Genomic DNA, 15,342 nt, shown 5'->3' with positions numbered 1-15,342 from the left:
GGAACCGGGCACGGAGCGAGTCGGCGAACACCTTACGACGTTCTCATCTTCATGGCCTTGTCGAGGGCCTGGTCGAGCACCACGAGCAGAGCATCCCGCACCGATCCCCGAAAACGGGCGTCAAACTGGACAACCGGCACCTCGTCACGCACGGCAAGGGCCCAGCGCACCTCGTCCAGGTTGTAGCCTAGCTGCCCGTCGAAGGTGTTGACGCCGACCACGAACGGCAGGCCCGCCCGCTCAAAGTAGTCCACGGCGGGATAACAGTCATCAATCCGGGTCGTATCGACCACGACGAGGGCGCCGAGGGCCCCGCGCACCAGGTCGTCCCACATGAACGCGAAGCGGGTCTGACCGGGCGTGCCGAACAGGTACAGCTTCAGGGTCTGGTCGATCGTGACGCAGCCGAAGTCCATCGCGATGGTGGTGGTGGTCTTGCCGGCCGCCTGGCCCGGGTCGTCGACGCCGACCCCGGCCAGCGTCATCTCGGCCTCGGTGGTCAGCGGGGAGATCTCCGAGATGGCGCCGACAGTGGTCGTCTTGCCCACGCCGAAGCCGCCGGCCACGATGATCTTGACCGGTACGGGGGGCTTGGCCCGCCGCGGCGCGTCGGGCACGCGCGCAGAGCCGAAGGCCCTGCCGTCAGGATATGGATCGAAGTCCACGGATCACTCGCATGATGGTCTCAGGGTCGGGGAATTCGCTGTCCAACACGTGAACGTCCAGGTGCCCGGCGGCACTCAGATCGCCGACGAGGATCCGGGTGACGCCGAGGTGCATCCGGAGCCGGGCGGAGATCTCCGCGACCGACAGCGGCTCGTCGCAGAGGTGCACGATCGCCCGCTGCTCGGGTGAGAGGCGCGCGGACAGCGCGCCCGGGTGGGTACTCACCTGGGTCTCCAGGCCGACGTTCGGGTCGAGCCCGTCGACGCGGCCGGACGTGATGACGAACGGCCGCAGCGACGTGGTCTGCTCGCCCGGCGGGGGCGCGGGCACCGCGGGCTGGTGCGGCACCGCCGGCAGCGCCGCCTGGTGCCGCCCGCCGGAGCCGGCGCTGTGCAGGAACGGCCGGACACCTGGCGCCGCCGGGTGTTCCGGGTCGTCGGGGTCGGCCGAATGCCTCATTGCTGGACGGCGTTCTTCAATTCAGCGATGAGTCGCGGGCTGAGGGCGCCACCCGCGCGGGTGGCGAAGAGCGTCATCTCGTACGCGAGGGTGCCGAGGTTGGCGGTCCGGTCCGCGATGACGCCGAGCACGGAGCCGGCGCTGATCGCGGTCACCAGCAGGTAGCCGTCCGCCATGTCGATGATGACGCGGTTGAGGCTGCCCAGCGCGTACCAGCTGGCCGCGCCGCCGGCGAGGCTGGTCAGGCCCGAGACGACCGCGGCAAGGCGCTCGGCGTTGGGCCGGTCCTTGATCGCCGACATCGCCATGAGCAGGCCGTCGGAGGAGACGGCGATCGCTTCGACGACTCCCGCGGTGCCGGACGTGAACGAGTCCAGCAACCAGTTGAAGGTCTTCGCCTCGGCGCTCAGCTGGGACTGCGCAAAGTCCTGACCGTTGCCGGTTTCGGTGGGGAAGGGGGAAGTCATCGCGGTTGTCCCTCGGGTAGTGGCTGCGTTTCACTCATGGCGCGTGCGACGCCGAATTCGAACTGCTCCATCGCGGCCCGGGCGGCTTCCGGGTCGAGCGGCTGTGGCGGGGAGGCCGGCGCCGGGGTCTTCGGGGAATCGGTGGCCGGCAGCGTCGCGCCCGGCACCCGGCGGGTCAGCGGCGGGTGCCCGGCGGCGGGCGGCGAGGACATGTCCTGCTCGATGACGTCCCACTGCGCGCGCGACACGCCCTCCTCGAAGGCGTCGAACGCCTCTCGGGCCGCGAGCGCGTCGTCCGAGGTGGGCGTCGGGGCGGCCGTCGGCCGGGGCCCGGCCTCGAGCGGCATCTGGTTGCCGGGCACGCGGCGGCGCAGCGGGCCGGCGGCGGGCGCGGCGTTGCGCGCCTCCGGGGCGTGCGGCTGGGCCGGCCGCTGGTCGGCGAGGGGCTCGAGCCGCTGGTGCGGCAGCTGGATGGCGTCGGAGGGCGTTGACATGACGATCGGTCCCTCTACGACGATGGCCGGCTCGGGCTCGGCGAACCGGCCCGCCGAGGGGAGTTCCAGCGGAGGGAAGCGCCCGGCGACGGGCGAGCCGGACATGTACGGCGCCGCCGCCAGGCTGGCGGGCCGCGGCGCCGGCAGCTGCGGCACCGACTGCGCCGGGCTGCCGTGCGGCGCCGCCTCGAGCGCGGGCGCGGCGGCACGGACCGGCGCGAACGCGTTCCACGACCGGCCGGCCTCGAGGGTCTTCGTGGCCCGGTTCAGCACGTTGGCGTCGAACGGCAGCGCGCTGCCCGGTACCGAGCGGCCCGACGAGCCGGCGAGCAGCGGGCCGAACTCGGTGTGGTGGCTGGGCACGGTCGCCTGGATCGGACCGAGCCGGATGCTCGGCAGCGGCTCGGGCGCCGCCAGGAGGTGCTCCGGGCCGAGGTCGACCCAGACGGTGATCCCGCCCTCGGGGGTGTCGGCGAGGGTGACCTCGATGCCGTGCCGCCGGGCGAGGCGGCCGACCACGAACAGGCCGAGCACCTCACTGGGCGCCAGGTCGAGGCGCTCGCGGTGGGTCAGCCGGGAGTTCTCCTCGGCGATCCGCTCGGGGGTCAGGCCCAGGCCCTGGTCGATGATCGCGAGCCGGGCGCCGCCGCGCAGCTCCGCGCCGGTGATCTTGACCCGGGTGTGCGGCGGTGAGAACGACGTCGCGTTCTCCATCAGCTCCGCCAGCAGCAGCGTGAGGTCGGCCAGGACGGCCGGCACGATCACGATCTCCTCGGGCACCTCGATGTCGACGCGGGTGTAGTCCTCGATCTCGGCGAGGGCCAGCCGGACGACGTCGGAGAGCGGCATCGGGGCCATGTGGTCGTTCGCGCCGACGGCACCGGAGAGCACGACCAGGCTGGACGCGTTGCGGCGCAGGCGGCTGGAGAGGTGGTCGAGGCGGTACAGCTCCCGCAGGCGGTCGCTGTCGGTCTCGCGGCGCTCCAGGCTGTCGATCAGGGCGAGCTGGCGGCCGACCAGGTTCTGGGTACGGCGACCGACGTGGCCGAACATCTGCGCGACGTTGCGCCGGCCGGCCACCTGCCGCTCCACCAGCTTGGCGGCGGTGTTCTGCACCCGGTCGAAGGCCCGGGCCAGGTCGCCGATCTCGTCCTGTGCCTGCACGTCGACGGGGTCGAGGCGGATCGCCCGGGCGTGCTCGAGGTCGTCGTCGGCGACCCGCTCGAGCTCGGTTTCCGCGGCGCGGGCGATCCGGTCGGCGGAGAAGGTGAGGCGGCGCAGCGGCCGGGCGACGGCGCGGGCCATCATCAGCGACAGCGCGACCACCACCAGCAGCAGGATCACGGTGCCGCCGCCGACGACGCCGGCGACCCGCAGGGCGCTGTCCCGGCTGTCCTCGACCGCGACGTCGACGTCCGCGGCGACCCGCTTCTCCACGAAGCCGCCGAGGACGATGACCGAACGCATCGCCGGGAAGAGCGTCTTCGGGTTCAGCAGCCGGACGGCCGCGTCCGGGTCGGTGGCGGCCGCGACGAGGAACCGGTTGCCGACCCGGGAGGAGAACGCCTCCAGCGCGCCGAGGTAGAGCTTGTACTGGCCGTCCGTGAAGTACGGCCGCGCGCTGCTGATGACCAGCCGCAGCTGCGCCAGCGTGGTGTAGAAGAGGCCGACCAGCGAGGCGTTCTTGGTCACCGCGGCGGCGGTCAGGTAGGCGATGGCCTGGCTGACCATGTCGTCGGTGCGCAGGGACTGCTCGAGGGCGTAGACCTGTCCGCCCGTCGAGGTGGTCAGGTCGGCGCTCTTCGACAGCGCCATCGCGTCGAAGAACGGCGTGATGACCGCGGTGAACTCGGTGACGATCAGGTCGGGCCGGATGGTCCGGTTGATGACGCTGGCCCGGGTGGTGTCCAGCCGCTTCAGGCCGTCGACGGCGTCGAGCAGTTCCGGCGTGGCCGGCTGGTCGAGGCGCTTGAGCCCCTGGATGCGATCGGTCGTCTTGGCGCTCTGCACGACCAGCTCCGGCGCCTGGATCAGGCCGAACAGATAGCCGACGGAGAGCAGGCGCTCCTCCTGCAGCTCCTGCACCGCCGAACCGACCCGGGTGGCGAGCTCGACCTTGTCGGAGATCGACTGCGCGTCCCGGGCGACGTCGACGCGGTTGACGACGATCGGCACGGCGAGCGCGACGACGCCGATCAGCGGCACGAGGACGAGCAGCGTGAGCTTGCCGAGGATGCGGAACCTACCGAAGAGCACCGGATCGCTCCCGCCATGTCGCGTTGTCGTCGCCGTACGCGGGCGTTGTCGCGCCGGGCTCGCGCCCGGCCGATGCCGATTCGGTGGTCTGCTCCGGTCCCCGGCGATTCCGGCCGGTCAGCGTCGTCACGACCGCGGCGGCGATGAGCAGGACGGCCGCGCCGGCCGCGGCCAGGGCCACCAGCGCCTGCGAGTCCAGGTCGTCCGTCCGGTCGTCGAGCAGCGCCGTCATCTCGCGCGAGACGATGCCGGAGAGGTTCGCGAGGGAGACCTGCAGCTGGCTCTGCGCGGTCGCCATGGTGGCCGTGTTGGGGACGCCGCCCGGGTTGGCGCCGCGGGTCAGCGACTCCACGCCCCGGCGGAACGAGTCCAGCCCGCTGACCAGCTCGCCGCTCAGGGTGGTGCTGCCGGTGTCGTCGACCGCGGCCTGCAGGTTGTCGGTCAGGCTGTTGACCGTCGAGTTGACCGACTGCACGGCGGCGCCGAACTGCGGCGCGAGCTGGGTACGCAGCTGCGGTGTCGCCTCGGCGACCAGCTGGCTGAGGTCGCCCATGCGGCTGACCTGCACGACGGCGGCGGGCAGGTCGACCGCGACGGCCTGCTGCAGGTGCGAGATGTCGTTGTCGGGGTCGCGGGCCAGCTCGGAGTTGTCGCGCACGGTGTTGTAGAGGGCGAGCGCGAGGTCGGTGACCTCGACGTGTGCCTGGAAGACGAGCAGCGGGCTGCTGGGGGCCTTCGGCAGCTTGTCGATCTTGTCGCGCAGGTCGGTCCAGCGCTCCCGGGTGCCCAGGGTCTGGCCGAGGCGCTGATCGACGGCGGCGACACCGTTGACGGCGGCGTTCAGCGAGCCCGGCGCGGCCGCGACGCCCGCCAGCGCCGAGGACTGCGCCTCGGCGAGCGAGCTGACCAGCGGCGCCAACGCGGCGACGTACTCGACACCCTGCTTCTCGAGCTCCGTGCTGTCCCGCTCGTCGGAGAGGGTGCCCCAGACTCGGGCGAAGAGGATCGCCGCCGGGACGAGGATCAGGACCGTCAGAACAGCCGCGAGCGCAGGGCGCAGACGTGTTCGTCGGTTGTCCACCGAGACTGACATTGCCAATTCCTCCGCCATGCATCCGCGATAGACCGTTTTGGCGGCTACCCTCCGTAGCCGTGCGGGCGCAACCGATCCGGGTCAATCTAACCGAGAAATATTCATGCGACCCCTTTCCAAGGGTCAGAGTTGGCTCGGCTGATCGGGGGATACGCCTACCGGGCGCAGTGGTTGTACTACGCGGAGAAAAACGGCCCCCAGCAGCGGCGGGGTGCGGCGGCCGTGCGCACGGCATGGCCGATATGACGCAACGGCCGACGTAGCCCGAGCGTTCCACAATGGAATGGATCTGGGAGCCCCGCAGCAGTCACCGTTTGGTAACGAATACATTACGTAGTGCGAGAATCTTGCTCAGAGTGATCAGGCGCACACGCTGAACGTCCCGCGATTTGGACCATTTCCTGAGAATGCCCGCCCGGCGGAGAGCCGGGCGGGCCGTTGCGAGGCGCGGAGCAGGTGCTCAGAGCCGGTCGAGCGCCTTACGGAGCGGGTCCAGGCCCAGCGCGCCGAGGTTGAGCGCGTCGCGGTGGAACGCCTTGAGGTCGAAGTCGGCGCCCTTGCGGGCCCGCGCGTCGTCCCGGGCCTGCAGCCAGATCCGCTCGCCGACCTTGTAGGACGGGGCCTGCCCGGGCCAGCCGAGGTAACGCTTCCACTCGAAGCGCAGCACCTCCTCGTCCATCCGGGTGTGCGCACGCAGGAACTCCCAGCCCAGCTCCGGCGTCCAGCGCTCGCCCGGGTGGAAGCCGAACGGGTTGTCGCGGGGGATCTCCAGCTCCAGGTGCATGCCGATGTCCACGATCACCCGGCTGGCCCGCAGCGCCTGCGCGTCGAGCATGCCGAGCCGGTCACCCGGGTCGGCCAGGTAGCCGAGGTCGTCCATGAGGCGCTCGGCGTACAGGGCCCAGCCCTCGGCGTGCCCGGAGCAGAAGCAGAGCAGCCGCTGCCAGCGGTTGAGCAGCTCGGCGCGGTAGAGCGTCTGCCCGATCTGCAGGTGATGGCCCGGCACGCCCTCGTGATACACGGTGGTGGCCTCGCGCCAGGTGGAGAACTCCGTCATGCCCTCGGGCACGGCCCACCACATCCGCCCCGGGCGGCTGAAGTCCTCGCTCGGCGCGGTGTAGTAGATGCCGCCGTCGCTGGTCGGTGCCGTGCAGCACTCGATCGTCAGCACCGGCTCGGGAATGTCGAAGTGGGTGCCGTTCAGCTCCGACACCGCCTTGTCGGCCAGCGCCTGCATCCAGTCCCGGAACGCCTCCTTGCCCGCGATGCGGCGGGCCGGGTCGGCGTCGAGCGCCGCGACGGCCTCGTCGACGCTCGCGCCGGGGCCGACGATCTGCGCCGCGACGGCGCGCATCTCGGCCTCGAGCCGGGCCAGCTCCTCGAAGCCCCAGGCGTAGGTCTCCTGCTGATCGACCCGCGCGCCGAGGAAGTACTGCGAGGCGCGGTCGTACCGCTCCGGGCCGGCCGCCTGCTTGTCGCGGCCGAGCGGAGCCAGCTCCGTACGCAGGAACTCGCCGAACTCGGCCGTCGCCGCGGTCGCCGCGGCGGCATTGCGCCGCAGGTCGGCCGCGAGCGCCCCGTCGGCCTCGAGCCCGTCGGCGAGCCGGTGGAAGAAGTTGTCGCGGGCCGGATCCGTCCACGCGGCGCACTGCTCGCCGACCTCGACCAGCTGCACGCTCGCGCTGACGTTGCCCTTGGCGGCCTGCTCGAGCAGCGTGCGCCGGTACTGCTCCAGGGCCCGGGGGAAGGCGGCCAGGCGCGCCGAGATGTTGGCGAGCGCCTCCTCGCCCTGGGTCGGCATGAGGTCGAAGACCATGCGCAGCTCGTGCACCGGGCTCGCGATCACGTTCACGCCGCTCGCGACGTCGCCGGCCTCCAGGCGGGCCAGCTCGAGACCCAGCCGCTCCTGCATGGCGTCCTTGGCGACGTTCTCCGCCTCGGTCGCCGGCTCGATCGGGTCCAGCTCGGCCAGCGTGCGCCGGGTCAGCTCGGCGTGCGCCTCGAAACCCTCCGGCGACAGGTCGTCGAGTTTGTCGTCGTGGCCGGGCACGCCGATGAAGGTGGCGCCGGACGGGTTGAGCGGAGCCCAATCGTCGACGTAGCGATTCGCGAGGTCATCAATCTGTCCCACCCGCCGAACCCTACGTGAACCCGGAGCCGCCACGCCGCCCTAATTCCCCGATGCGTGGCCCGCGGTCCACTCCAGCAGGCGGTCGGCCGGCCAGGAGTTCACCACCCGATCCACCGGTACGCCGCAGAGCGCCGCGCGCTCGCACCCGTACCGGAGCCAGTCGAGCTGGCCCGGCGCGTGCGCGTCGGTGTCGATGCTGAACAGACAACCGGCCTCGACCGCGACGGTGAGCATCCGCTTCGGCGGATCGAGGCGGTCCGGCCGCGAATTGATCTCCACGGCCTTGCCGTGCTCGACGCAGGCGCCGAGAACGGCCTTGACGTCGAAGTCGCTGGGCGGCCGGGTCCGCCCGGCCCGGTGCCCCTTGTCGCCGGCGCCGCTCGCCGCGACCTTGCGGCCGGTGAGGTGGCCGAGGATGTCGAGATGCGGGTTGGCGATCGCGGCCAGCATCCGGCGGGTCATCTTCGCCGAGTCGTCGCGCAAATTGCTGTGCACCGAGCCGACCACCACGTCCAGGCGGGCGAGCAGCTCGTCCTCCTGGTCGAGCGACCCGTCGGCGAGGATGTCCACCTCGATGCCGGTGAGAATCCGGAAGCCCTCCGGCAGCGCGGCGTTCAGCTTGGCCACGTGGTCGAGCTGCCGGCGCAGGCGCTCGGCGGTCAGCCCTCGGGCCACGGTGAGCCGCGGCGAGTGATCCGTGAGCACCAGGTACTCGTGGCCGAGCTCGACCGCCGCGAGCGCCATCTCCTCGATCGGCGAGCCGCCGTCCGACCAGTCGGAGTGCGCGTGGCAGTCGCCGCGCAGCGCCTCCCGCAGTGCCGCGGCCGCGCCCTGCAGGTCGGTGCCCTCGGTGGACTCGACGCGCCGCAGGTAGACGGGTTCCTCGCCGTTGAACGACTCGGCGACGCAGCGCGCGGTGACCTCGCCGACCCCGGACAGCTCGGCCAGCGTGCCGGCGGCCACGCGCTGCTCCAGCTCCGCCGCGGGCAGGGCCGCGACGGTCGCGGCCGCCGACCGGAAGGCCTTTACCCGGTACGTCGCCTCGTTCGCGCGCTCCAGCAGGAAGGCGATGCGCCGCAGATCGGCGACCGGATCACGGGATGCCATGCCGCCCAGAGTAGAGCCGCAGGCCGGCGCGGACGGGGTTGCCGGGGTGAATCTTGATCGGTATCTTCCCTGCCCTGTCCGGTCTGCCGGGCGTTGCCACGGGGAGGAAACGTCATGCTGCGCGCCGCCGCGTCCGTATTCATGCTGCTCGGCTTCTACGTCGTCGCGCTGCTACAGCTCGTGGCCGTGCTGGCCCTGGTGGTCTGGGTCTCCGTCGAGTCGAACGCGACCATCGGCCTCAAGCTCGGCCTGCCCCTGCTGTTCGCCGTCGGCGCGACCGCGGTCGGCCTGTGGCGGGCGATCCGTACCCGGCCCGAGCCGATGCACGGGCTGATTGTCGCGCCGCACGACGCTCCCGAGCTGTGGGGCCTCGTGCAGACCCTGGCCACCGAGGTCGGCACCCGGACGCCCGACGAGATCCGGCTGGTGCCGGAGGTCAACGCGGCGGTCAGCGAGGACGCCCGGCTGCTCGGGCTCATCGGCGGCCGGCGCCGGCTCTACCTGGGCATGCCGCTGCTGCAGGCGCTCTCCGTCGACCAGCTGCGCTCGGTCGTCGCGCACGAGCTGGGGCACTACTCCGGGCGGCACACGCGGCTGGGCGCGGTCGCGTACCGGGGGCGGCTCGCGATCGGGCACACGATCGGCCGGATCGGGCCTTGGAACCCGGTCGGCTGGGTCTTCCGCGGCTACGCGCGGCTCTACCTGCTCGTCGACAACGCCGCCTCGCGGCGCCAGGAGCTCGACGCCGACCGCGCCTCGGTGCGGGTGGCCGGCCCGGAGGTCGCCACCTCCGCGCTGCGCGAGCTGCCGGTCATCGACGCGGCCTGGGACTTCTACTTCGGCTCGTACGTGGCGTGGGGCTGGGAGGCGGGCTTCGCGCCGGACGACATCTTCGGCGGCTTCGGCGCGCTGGTCGCCGCCCGCCACGAGGAGCTGGCGAAGATGCGCGGCGAGGAGCCCGAGGAGCACCGGTCGCGCTGGGACACCCACCCGTCGAACACCGAGCGGATCGCGGCCATGCGCGCCGCCCCGCAGGCGCCGCACCCGGTCGACGGCCGGCCGGCCGGTGCGCTGCTGCCGTCGATCGCCGTCGCCGGCGTCGCCCTGCAGCAGGCCGTTGTCGAGGTCGGCAGCCGGCAGGTGCTGCCCTGGCCCGAGTTCACCGCCGCGGTCGCCACCGCGCGCCTGCAGCGCAACGCCGACCGGATCTTCCGCTCGCTCGGCCGGCTCACCGGCGTCGCCGACCCGGGCCTCGGCACCCTCTTCGACCTGGTGGCCGCCGGCCGGCTCGGCGAGCTCGCCGAGGAGTTCCACCCGGACGTCACCCGCGAGGAGGCGGCGGTCCGGTTCGCCGCCATGATGGACATGCTGTTCGTGCTCGCCGCGGTCCGGTCCGGCGCCGCGTACTGGCGGCACTCGTGGACGGCGCCGGTCAGCCTGACCGACGCGGACGGCGCCGAGGTCGACTTCGAGGAGCCGGCGAAGCTGGCGGTCTCGCCGGACACCGTCGAGCAGGCCCGCGCCCGGCTCGCCGAGGCCGGCGTCCGGGTCGAGGCGGCCGCGATCGTCGAGCGGGCCGCGACGGCGACCGGCGCGGACGTCGTCGGCGCCCTGGCCAACTTCAAGGTCGACGGCGTGCACACCGACGTGATCCTGCTCGACCGCGGCTTCGTCTTCGTGCCCGGGCCCAAGTCGACCGACAACGGCAAGGACCGGCTGAAGTCGCTGATCAGCTCGGGACCGGCCGAGGAGCTCGCCAAGCGCTACCACTTCCTGCCGTACGAGGAGATCGCCTCGGTGACGATCACCAAGCGCAGCCCGGTGCGGGCCGAGCTGCGTCTGCACGGCGGCTCGGTGCTCCCGCTGGAGGGCCGCTGGACGGGCGAGGAGCTCGGCAAGAGCCAGGACGCCCTGCTCGCGCTCCTCGACCGGATCGTGGAACGCACCGCGGCTTAGGCTGCCCGCATGCGGACCATCGACTGGGCGGACGGCGCCATCGAGATCATCGACCAGACGGCGCTGCCGGATGAGCTGCGGGTGCTGCGGCTGGCCACGGTCGCCGAGCTGGTCGCGGCGATCCGGTCGCTGGCGGTCCGCGGCGCACCCGCGCTGGGCGTCGCCGGCGCCTTCGGGGTGGCGCTCGCGGCCCGGCAGTTCGCCGGCGACGACGCGGCGCTCGCCGACGCCGTACGCCAGGTGGAGCACGCCCGTCCGACGGCGGTGAACCTCGCGTCCGGTGCCCGGCGGGCCGCGGCCCGGCTCCCGCAGGGGCCGGACGCCGTGCTGGCGGAGGCGTGCGCGGTGCGCGACGAGGAGATCGCCGCCTCGGCCGCCATGGCCGCGCTCGGCGCCGACCTGATCGTCGAGCTCTGCGGCCCGCGGCCCCGGCTGCTGACCCACTGCAACACCGGGCGCCTCGCGGCGGTGACCGGGGGCACGGCGCTGGGCGTGGTGACCGAGCTGCACCGCCGCGGCGCGCTCGCCGCGGTGATCGCCAGCGAGACGCGGCCGCTGCTGCAGGGCGCCCGGCTGACCGCGTGGGAGCTGCGCGAGGCGGGCATCGACTTCCGGGTCGCGGTCGACTCGGCCGGCCCGTTCCTGCTGGCCCGGGGCGAGGCCGACGCGGTGATCCTGGGCGCGGACCGGATCTGCGCGAACGGCGACGTGATCAACAAGATCGGCAGCTACGCGCACGCGCTCGGCGCGCGCCGCGCGGGCCTCCCGTTCGTCGTGGTCGCGCCGGAGTCGACGGTGGACGCCGGCACCCCGGACGGCGCCGCGGTGGAGATCGAGGACCGCGGCGCGGCCGAGGTCACCGGCTACTCGGACGCGGTGAACCCGGCCTTCGACGTGACGCCGCACGACCTGGTCACCGCGATCGTGACGGACCGGCGGGTGGTCCGCCTCGACCGCGGCGAACGTCTTTAGGCCAGCTGCCCCGCCGCCGGCTTCCAGGGCTTGATCCACGGCGATTCCGGCCAGCCCTCGGCGGCGGCCATGATCGGGTACGCGGTGCCGCCGTCCAGGGCCTCGCGGATGATGTCGGCGTGCCCCGCGTGCCGGGCCGTCTCCTGGATCAGGTGCAGCAGCACCCAGCGGACCGACCAGTTGTCCAGGTCCTTCGGGTTCCACGGCACCGAGTGGTCGACCGGCACGTCCTGCCCGAGGTCCGCGATCTCGGCGATGGTCTGCTCGGTCCGGGCGGCGATCCGGTCGTAGTTCGCGAAGACGTCCTCGATCGTCTCGTCGTCGCGCAGGGCGAAGTTGTCGGCGTAGGCCTGGAAGTCCAGCTCGCGCGGCTCCCGGCGTACCGTGTCGATCCAGTTCTCCTCGGTCGACGCGCAGTGCTTGATCAGGCCGCCGATGGTCAGTTCGCTCGCGGTCGGCGCCGCGCGCAGCTGCTCGGGCGTGAGCCCGTGCGCGGTGAGCCTGATGACGTAGCGCATCTGGGCGAGGTAGGCGAGCAGGCCCTCCTGCTCGTTGGCGATGGCACCGACCTGACCAGGCATTGGCCTGTCTCCTGTCCTGTTGTCCGGGCTTACCGCCTCAGCCTAGGAACCATTGCGGTCAGTTTCCGGCCGTAATCGTCTTTTGTCGCAGTGACCCAGCCGCCGGCCCGGCCCAGCGCCAGCAGCGCCTCGACGTCGGCGGCGACCTCGACCGGCTCGCCGGGTTGTGGCGGCCAGGCCCGCCGCAGCTCGCCGTACGGCCGCAGCCCGGCGGTCAGCGCCGGGATCGGGTCGTCGAGCTCCAGCTCCCGGGCGAAGGACTGCAGGTCTTCGATGACTCCCGCCAGCACCCGGCGCACCGCGGGCGCGTTACCGCCGCACATGGCCGCGATCAGCTCGGGCCGGGTCGCGGCCACCCGGGTACCGTCCCGGAACGATCCGGCCGCCAGCGTGCCGGCCAGCGGGTTGCCGGCCAGTACGCCGCTGAGCGCGGCGGCCAGCAGGTGCGGCACGTGGCTGATCCCGGCCACCGCCCGGTCGTGTTCCGCGGCGGTCACCGGCACGACGCGCGCACCGAGCCGGGTGAACAACCGGGCGAGGGTCAGCCAGTCGGCCGGGTCGGTGTCGTCCGGCTCGAGGCAGAGCACCCAGGCGCAGCCGTCGAAGAGCCGCGGATCGCTCGCCGGGAAGCCCGAGGACTCCTTGCCCGCCATCGGATGGCCGCCGACGAACCGGCGGCCGCCGATCAGGTCCCGCACCGGCCCCTTGACCGAGGTGACGTCGGTGATCAGCCCGGGGTAACCGAGGAGCTCGGCCAGGACGCCGGGTATCGCCGGCAGCGGGACCGCGAGCACGGCGACCTCGGTGCCCGCGACGGCCTCGGCGACGCTGTCGGCCACCCGCCAGGCGTCGGTGCTCCCGGACGACTTCGCCAGGGACCGGGCGACCTCGCGGGTGTCAGCGCCGGCGTCGTAGCCGGTGACCCGGTGTCCGTCCGACGCGAGGGCCCGCAGCAGGGAGCCGCCGATGAGACCGAGTCCGATGACCGCGACATTCACGCCGGAGACTCTTGCACACCCCTTCGATATCAGCCGTAAGGACGTGTTGCTTTTCGTCCGTTTCGCCACTGGGTGGCGGTGATCGACACGTTTACGTTGATCATGTGACGTACAGGGGCAAACTTCTCGTCCTCGGCATCGTGTGTGCCGTCCTCGCGACGCTGACGACGCCGGCGAAGGCGGCACCCTCCGAGACACCGGACGCCGTGCCGGGCTTCAACGGGGCCGTCCTCGCGGTGGCCTACCTCGGCAACACCGTCTATATCGGCGGCGACTTCACCGCCGCGCTCGTCAACGGCAAGCTGGTCAAGCGGTCCAGGTTGGCGGCGGTCGACGCGGTGACCGGCGAGTTGCTGCCCTGGGCGCCCGCCGCGGACGGTCGGGTCAAGGCGCTGGCGGTCAGCGGCTCCTCCGTCTACGTCGGCGGCGACTTCGGCACCGTCGGCGGGCAGCGGCGGGACAGCCTCGCCCGGCTCGACGCCCGCAGCGGGGCGCCGTCCGCCACGTTCGACCACGCGATCGACGGCCGGCCGTACGCGCTGGTGGCCGGCAACGGCCGGCTCTACCTCGGCGGGACGGTCACGGGGGTCGACGGGCAGGCCCGATCCGGGCTGGCCGCGTTCGACCTGAGCACCGGCGCCCTGGACGGCAAGTGGAAGCCGACCGTCGACAACCAGGTCGAGTCGCTGGCGGCCGGCGCCGGGCGGATCTACGCCGGCGGCAGGTTCCGCAAGGTCAACAACACCGCCGGTTACGACCGGCTGGTCGCCCTCGACCCGACCGCCGCCAAGATCGTCACAGGTTTCCGGCCGAGGTCGCCGGTCATCACCTTCGCCATCGCGGTCACCGCGGGCGGGGTGTACACCGCCAACGGCGGCCGCGGCGGCACGGCGACCGCGTACAGCCTCACCGGCGGCACGCGCTGGACCGCGACGTTCGACGGCGACGCGCAGGCCATCGGGGTGCTGGGCGACACGGTCTACGTCGGCGGGCACTTCGACGCGGCCTGCCGGACGGCCCGGACGGGCACGAACGGCGTGTGCGTCGACGGCGCCGACGACCGGGTGAAGCTCGTGGGGCTCGCGGTCGGCGACGGCCACCTGCGCGACTGGGCCGCCGACGGCAACGGCATCGAGGGCGTCCTCGCGATGGCCGTCAATCCCAGCCTCGCCGCCGTGGCGGCCGGCGGCGCCTTCACCACGATCGGCGGGCGGACACAGAAGCGTTTCGTGCAGTTCAGCTGAGGCCGCTCAGCACTAGGCATTACTCCGCACCGCGGGGCCGCATCCCTTTGGGCGAGGGATGCGGCCCCGTCCCCTTGCTCAGGCCTTGCAGTCGTGCGCCTTCTTCCAGGCCGCGACCTCGGACACCGGGCTCTTGCCGCCGTTCTTGCGCCAGGACTTCAGGTAGTCCGCCGGCCAGATCACGCCGCGGCGGACCTTCCAGTCGCCGGTGCCGGCGCACGGCGGCGAGATCCCGTAGTGCAGGTGGCACACGCCGTTGGCGTTGCCGGTGCGGCCGACGTCGCCGAGCCGCTGCCCCGCCTCGACCCGGACGCCCGCGTCGATCCCGGACGCGATCTTGCTCAGGTGCGAGCCGTAGTAGCGCACGCCGTCATCGCCGGCGATCGAGACCGAGAGGCCGCCGTTGAGCGGCCCGTCCGGCTTTCCCTTCACGTACGCGTCCGTGCGGCTCACCTCGAGCACGACGCCGCTCGTCGTGGCCACCGCGGGCTCGCCGCAGTCGGCGAAGATGTCCGTCGCGGGATATTTCGAGTGGGTCGGGTGGAACGCCACGTTCGACGCCTTCACCGGGAAGACGTACTTCACCCGCACCGGCGCCTTGCTCGTCGGCGCCGCGCTCGTCGTCGGTGCCGCGGTCGTCGTCGGCGCCGCGCTCAGGGCGCCCCCGGCGGCGCTCTCCGGGGTGGCCGCGTCCGCGGCGACCGTCGGCGACGGCACCACGAACTCGGGCGTCACCGTCGCCGACGGCGTGCCGGCGGGCGAGCCGCAGGCGGCGAGCGAGCAGGCCGCGACGGTCAGGGCGGGGAGCAGGCGCAGGGAAACCACCGGGCCATACTGGCAGAAGTCATCCATCGGCGCCGACCTACCGATCCTGGATAGGCTGGCCGTCACGCGCCGGCGAACCGGATGGAGGGGTGC

Annotated in this window: 13 protein-coding genes; 3 read left to right on the top strand and 10 right to left on the bottom strand. The window is 72.7% G+C overall.

Features of this window, described 5'->3' with window-relative positions; translation table 11 throughout:
• Positions 1-32: 32 nt before the first annotated feature.
• The 7 genes from ACIBSW_RS06510 to ACIBSW_RS06480 all read right to left on the bottom strand — a co-directional run bounded on the left by ACIBSW_RS06510 (position 33) and on the right by ACIBSW_RS06480 (position 8,673).
• Complete coding sequence (locus ACIBSW_RS06510) at positions 33-665, bottom strand: ATP/GTP-binding protein (protein ID WP_354718502.1); 633 nt, start codon at positions 663-665, stop codon at positions 33-35.
• On the bottom strand, positions 643-1,125 hold the full coding sequence (locus ACIBSW_RS06505) for a DUF742 domain-containing protein (protein WP_354718500.1): 483 nt from the start codon (positions 1,123-1,125) through the stop codon (positions 643-645). The genes ACIBSW_RS06510 and ACIBSW_RS06505 overlap by 23 nt, the downstream gene beginning before the upstream one ends.
• On the bottom strand, positions 1,122-1,592 hold the full coding sequence (locus tag ACIBSW_RS06500; RefSeq protein ID WP_354718498.1) for a roadblock/LC7 domain-containing protein: 471 nt from the start codon (positions 1,590-1,592) through the stop codon (positions 1,122-1,124). The genes ACIBSW_RS06505 and ACIBSW_RS06500 overlap by 4 nt, the downstream gene beginning before the upstream one ends.
• Positions 1,589-4,342 (bottom strand): nitrate- and nitrite sensing domain-containing protein, encoded by a 2,754-nt coding sequence (locus ACIBSW_RS06495; protein ID WP_354718496.1) that lies wholly within the window; start codon positions 4,340-4,342, stop codon positions 1,589-1,591. The genes ACIBSW_RS06500 and ACIBSW_RS06495 overlap by 4 nt, the downstream gene beginning before the upstream one ends.
• Positions 4,329-5,435, bottom strand: coding sequence for a hypothetical protein (locus tag ACIBSW_RS06490; RefSeq protein WP_354718494.1), 1,107 nt, complete (start codon positions 5,433-5,435; stop codon positions 4,329-4,331). Before ACIBSW_RS06490 ends, ACIBSW_RS06495 begins: the two co-directional genes overlap by 14 nt.
• A gap of 460 nt (positions 5,436-5,895) precedes the next feature.
• On the bottom strand, positions 5,896-7,566 hold the full coding sequence (locus ACIBSW_RS06485; protein ID WP_354718492.1) for a DUF885 domain-containing protein: 1,671 nt from the start codon (positions 7,564-7,566) through the stop codon (positions 5,896-5,898).
• Positions 7,567-7,605: 39 nt separating this feature from the next.
• Positions 7,606-8,673, bottom strand: coding sequence for a PHP domain-containing protein (locus ACIBSW_RS06480; RefSeq protein WP_354718490.1), 1,068 nt, complete (start codon positions 8,671-8,673; stop codon positions 7,606-7,608).
• Positions 8,674-8,787: 114 nt separating this feature from the next.
• Between ACIBSW_RS06480 and ACIBSW_RS06475 the strand changes: the two genes are divergently transcribed.
• Together ACIBSW_RS06475 and mtnA are read left to right on the top strand one after the other, a co-directional pair.
• On the top strand, positions 8,788-10,629 hold the full coding sequence (locus tag ACIBSW_RS06475) for a M48 family metallopeptidase (RefSeq protein ID WP_354718488.1): 1,842 nt from the start codon (positions 8,788-8,790) through the stop codon (positions 10,627-10,629).
• A gap of 9 nt (positions 10,630-10,638) precedes the next feature.
• Positions 10,639-11,601, top strand: a complete 963-nt coding sequence (gene mtnA / locus ACIBSW_RS06470) for an S-methyl-5-thioribose-1-phosphate isomerase (protein ID WP_354718486.1) — start codon at positions 10,639-10,641, stop codon at positions 11,599-11,601.
• On the opposite strand, the gene ACIBSW_RS06465 is transcribed toward mtnA, so the two are convergent.
• Complete coding sequence (locus ACIBSW_RS06465) at positions 11,598-12,182, bottom strand: DinB family protein (RefSeq protein ID WP_354718484.1); 585 nt, start codon at positions 12,180-12,182, stop codon at positions 11,598-11,600. The two genes, mtnA and ACIBSW_RS06465, sit on opposite strands and share 4 nt — an antisense overlap.
• Before the next feature lie 29 nt (positions 12,183-12,211).
• Positions 12,212-13,180, bottom strand: a complete 969-nt coding sequence (locus ACIBSW_RS06460; protein WP_354718482.1) for a prephenate dehydrogenase/arogenate dehydrogenase family protein — start codon at positions 13,178-13,180, stop codon at positions 12,212-12,214.
• A gap of 104 nt (positions 13,181-13,284) precedes the next feature.
• On the opposite strand from ACIBSW_RS06460, the gene ACIBSW_RS06455 reads away from it, so the two are divergent.
• The gene (locus ACIBSW_RS06455; RefSeq protein WP_354718481.1) at positions 13,285-14,424 is read left to right on the top strand and encodes a hypothetical protein; all 1,140 of its coding nucleotides are present in this window, start codon (positions 13,285-13,287) and stop codon (positions 14,422-14,424) included.
• A gap of 78 nt (positions 14,425-14,502) precedes the next feature.
• Here the strand turns inward: ACIBSW_RS06455 and ACIBSW_RS06450 are convergent, their stop codons facing one another.
• On the bottom strand, positions 14,503-15,276 hold the full coding sequence (locus tag ACIBSW_RS06450; protein WP_354718479.1) for a M23 family metallopeptidase: 774 nt from the start codon (positions 15,274-15,276) through the stop codon (positions 14,503-14,505).
• Positions 15,277-15,342 lie beyond the last annotated feature (66 nt).

Origin of the sequence: Actinoplanes sp. NPDC049668, from assembly GCF_044465445.1 — a bacterium.
Lineage (GTDB): Bacteria > Actinomycetota > Actinomycetes > Mycobacteriales > Micromonosporaceae > Actinoplanes.
The sequence above is the reverse complement of the archived record's forward strand: the minus strand, read 5'-3'. Positions and strand labels throughout refer to the sequence as shown.

Coding starts and splice junctions, on each gene's coding strand:
- ACIBSW_RS06505 (WP_354718500.1), bottom strand. CDS start 1,125: ATGAGGCATTCGGCCGACCCCGACGACCCGGAACACCCGGCGGCGCCA.
- ACIBSW_RS06500 (WP_354718498.1), bottom strand. CDS start 1,592: ATGACTTCCCCCTTCCCCACCGAAACCGGCAACGGTCAGGACTTTGCG.
- ACIBSW_RS06490 (WP_354718494.1), bottom strand. CDS start 5,435: ATGTCAGTCTCGGTGGACAACCGACGAACACGTCTGCGCCCTGCGCTC.
- ACIBSW_RS06480 (WP_354718490.1), bottom strand. CDS start 8,673: ATGGCATCCCGTGATCCGGTCGCCGATCTGCGGCGCATCGCCTTCCTG.
- ACIBSW_RS06475 (WP_354718488.1), top strand. CDS start 8,788: ATGCTGCGCGCCGCCGCGTCCGTATTCATGCTGCTCGGCTTCTACGTC.
- mtnA (WP_354718486.1), top strand. CDS start 10,639: ATGCGGACCATCGACTGGGCGGACGGCGCCATCGAGATCATCGACCAG.
- ACIBSW_RS06465 (WP_354718484.1), bottom strand. CDS start 12,182: ATGCCTGGTCAGGTCGGTGCCATCGCCAACGAGCAGGAGGGCCTGCTC.
- ACIBSW_RS06450 (WP_354718479.1), bottom strand. CDS start 15,276: ATGGATGACTTCTGCCAGTATGGCCCGGTGGTTTCCCTGCGCCTGCTC.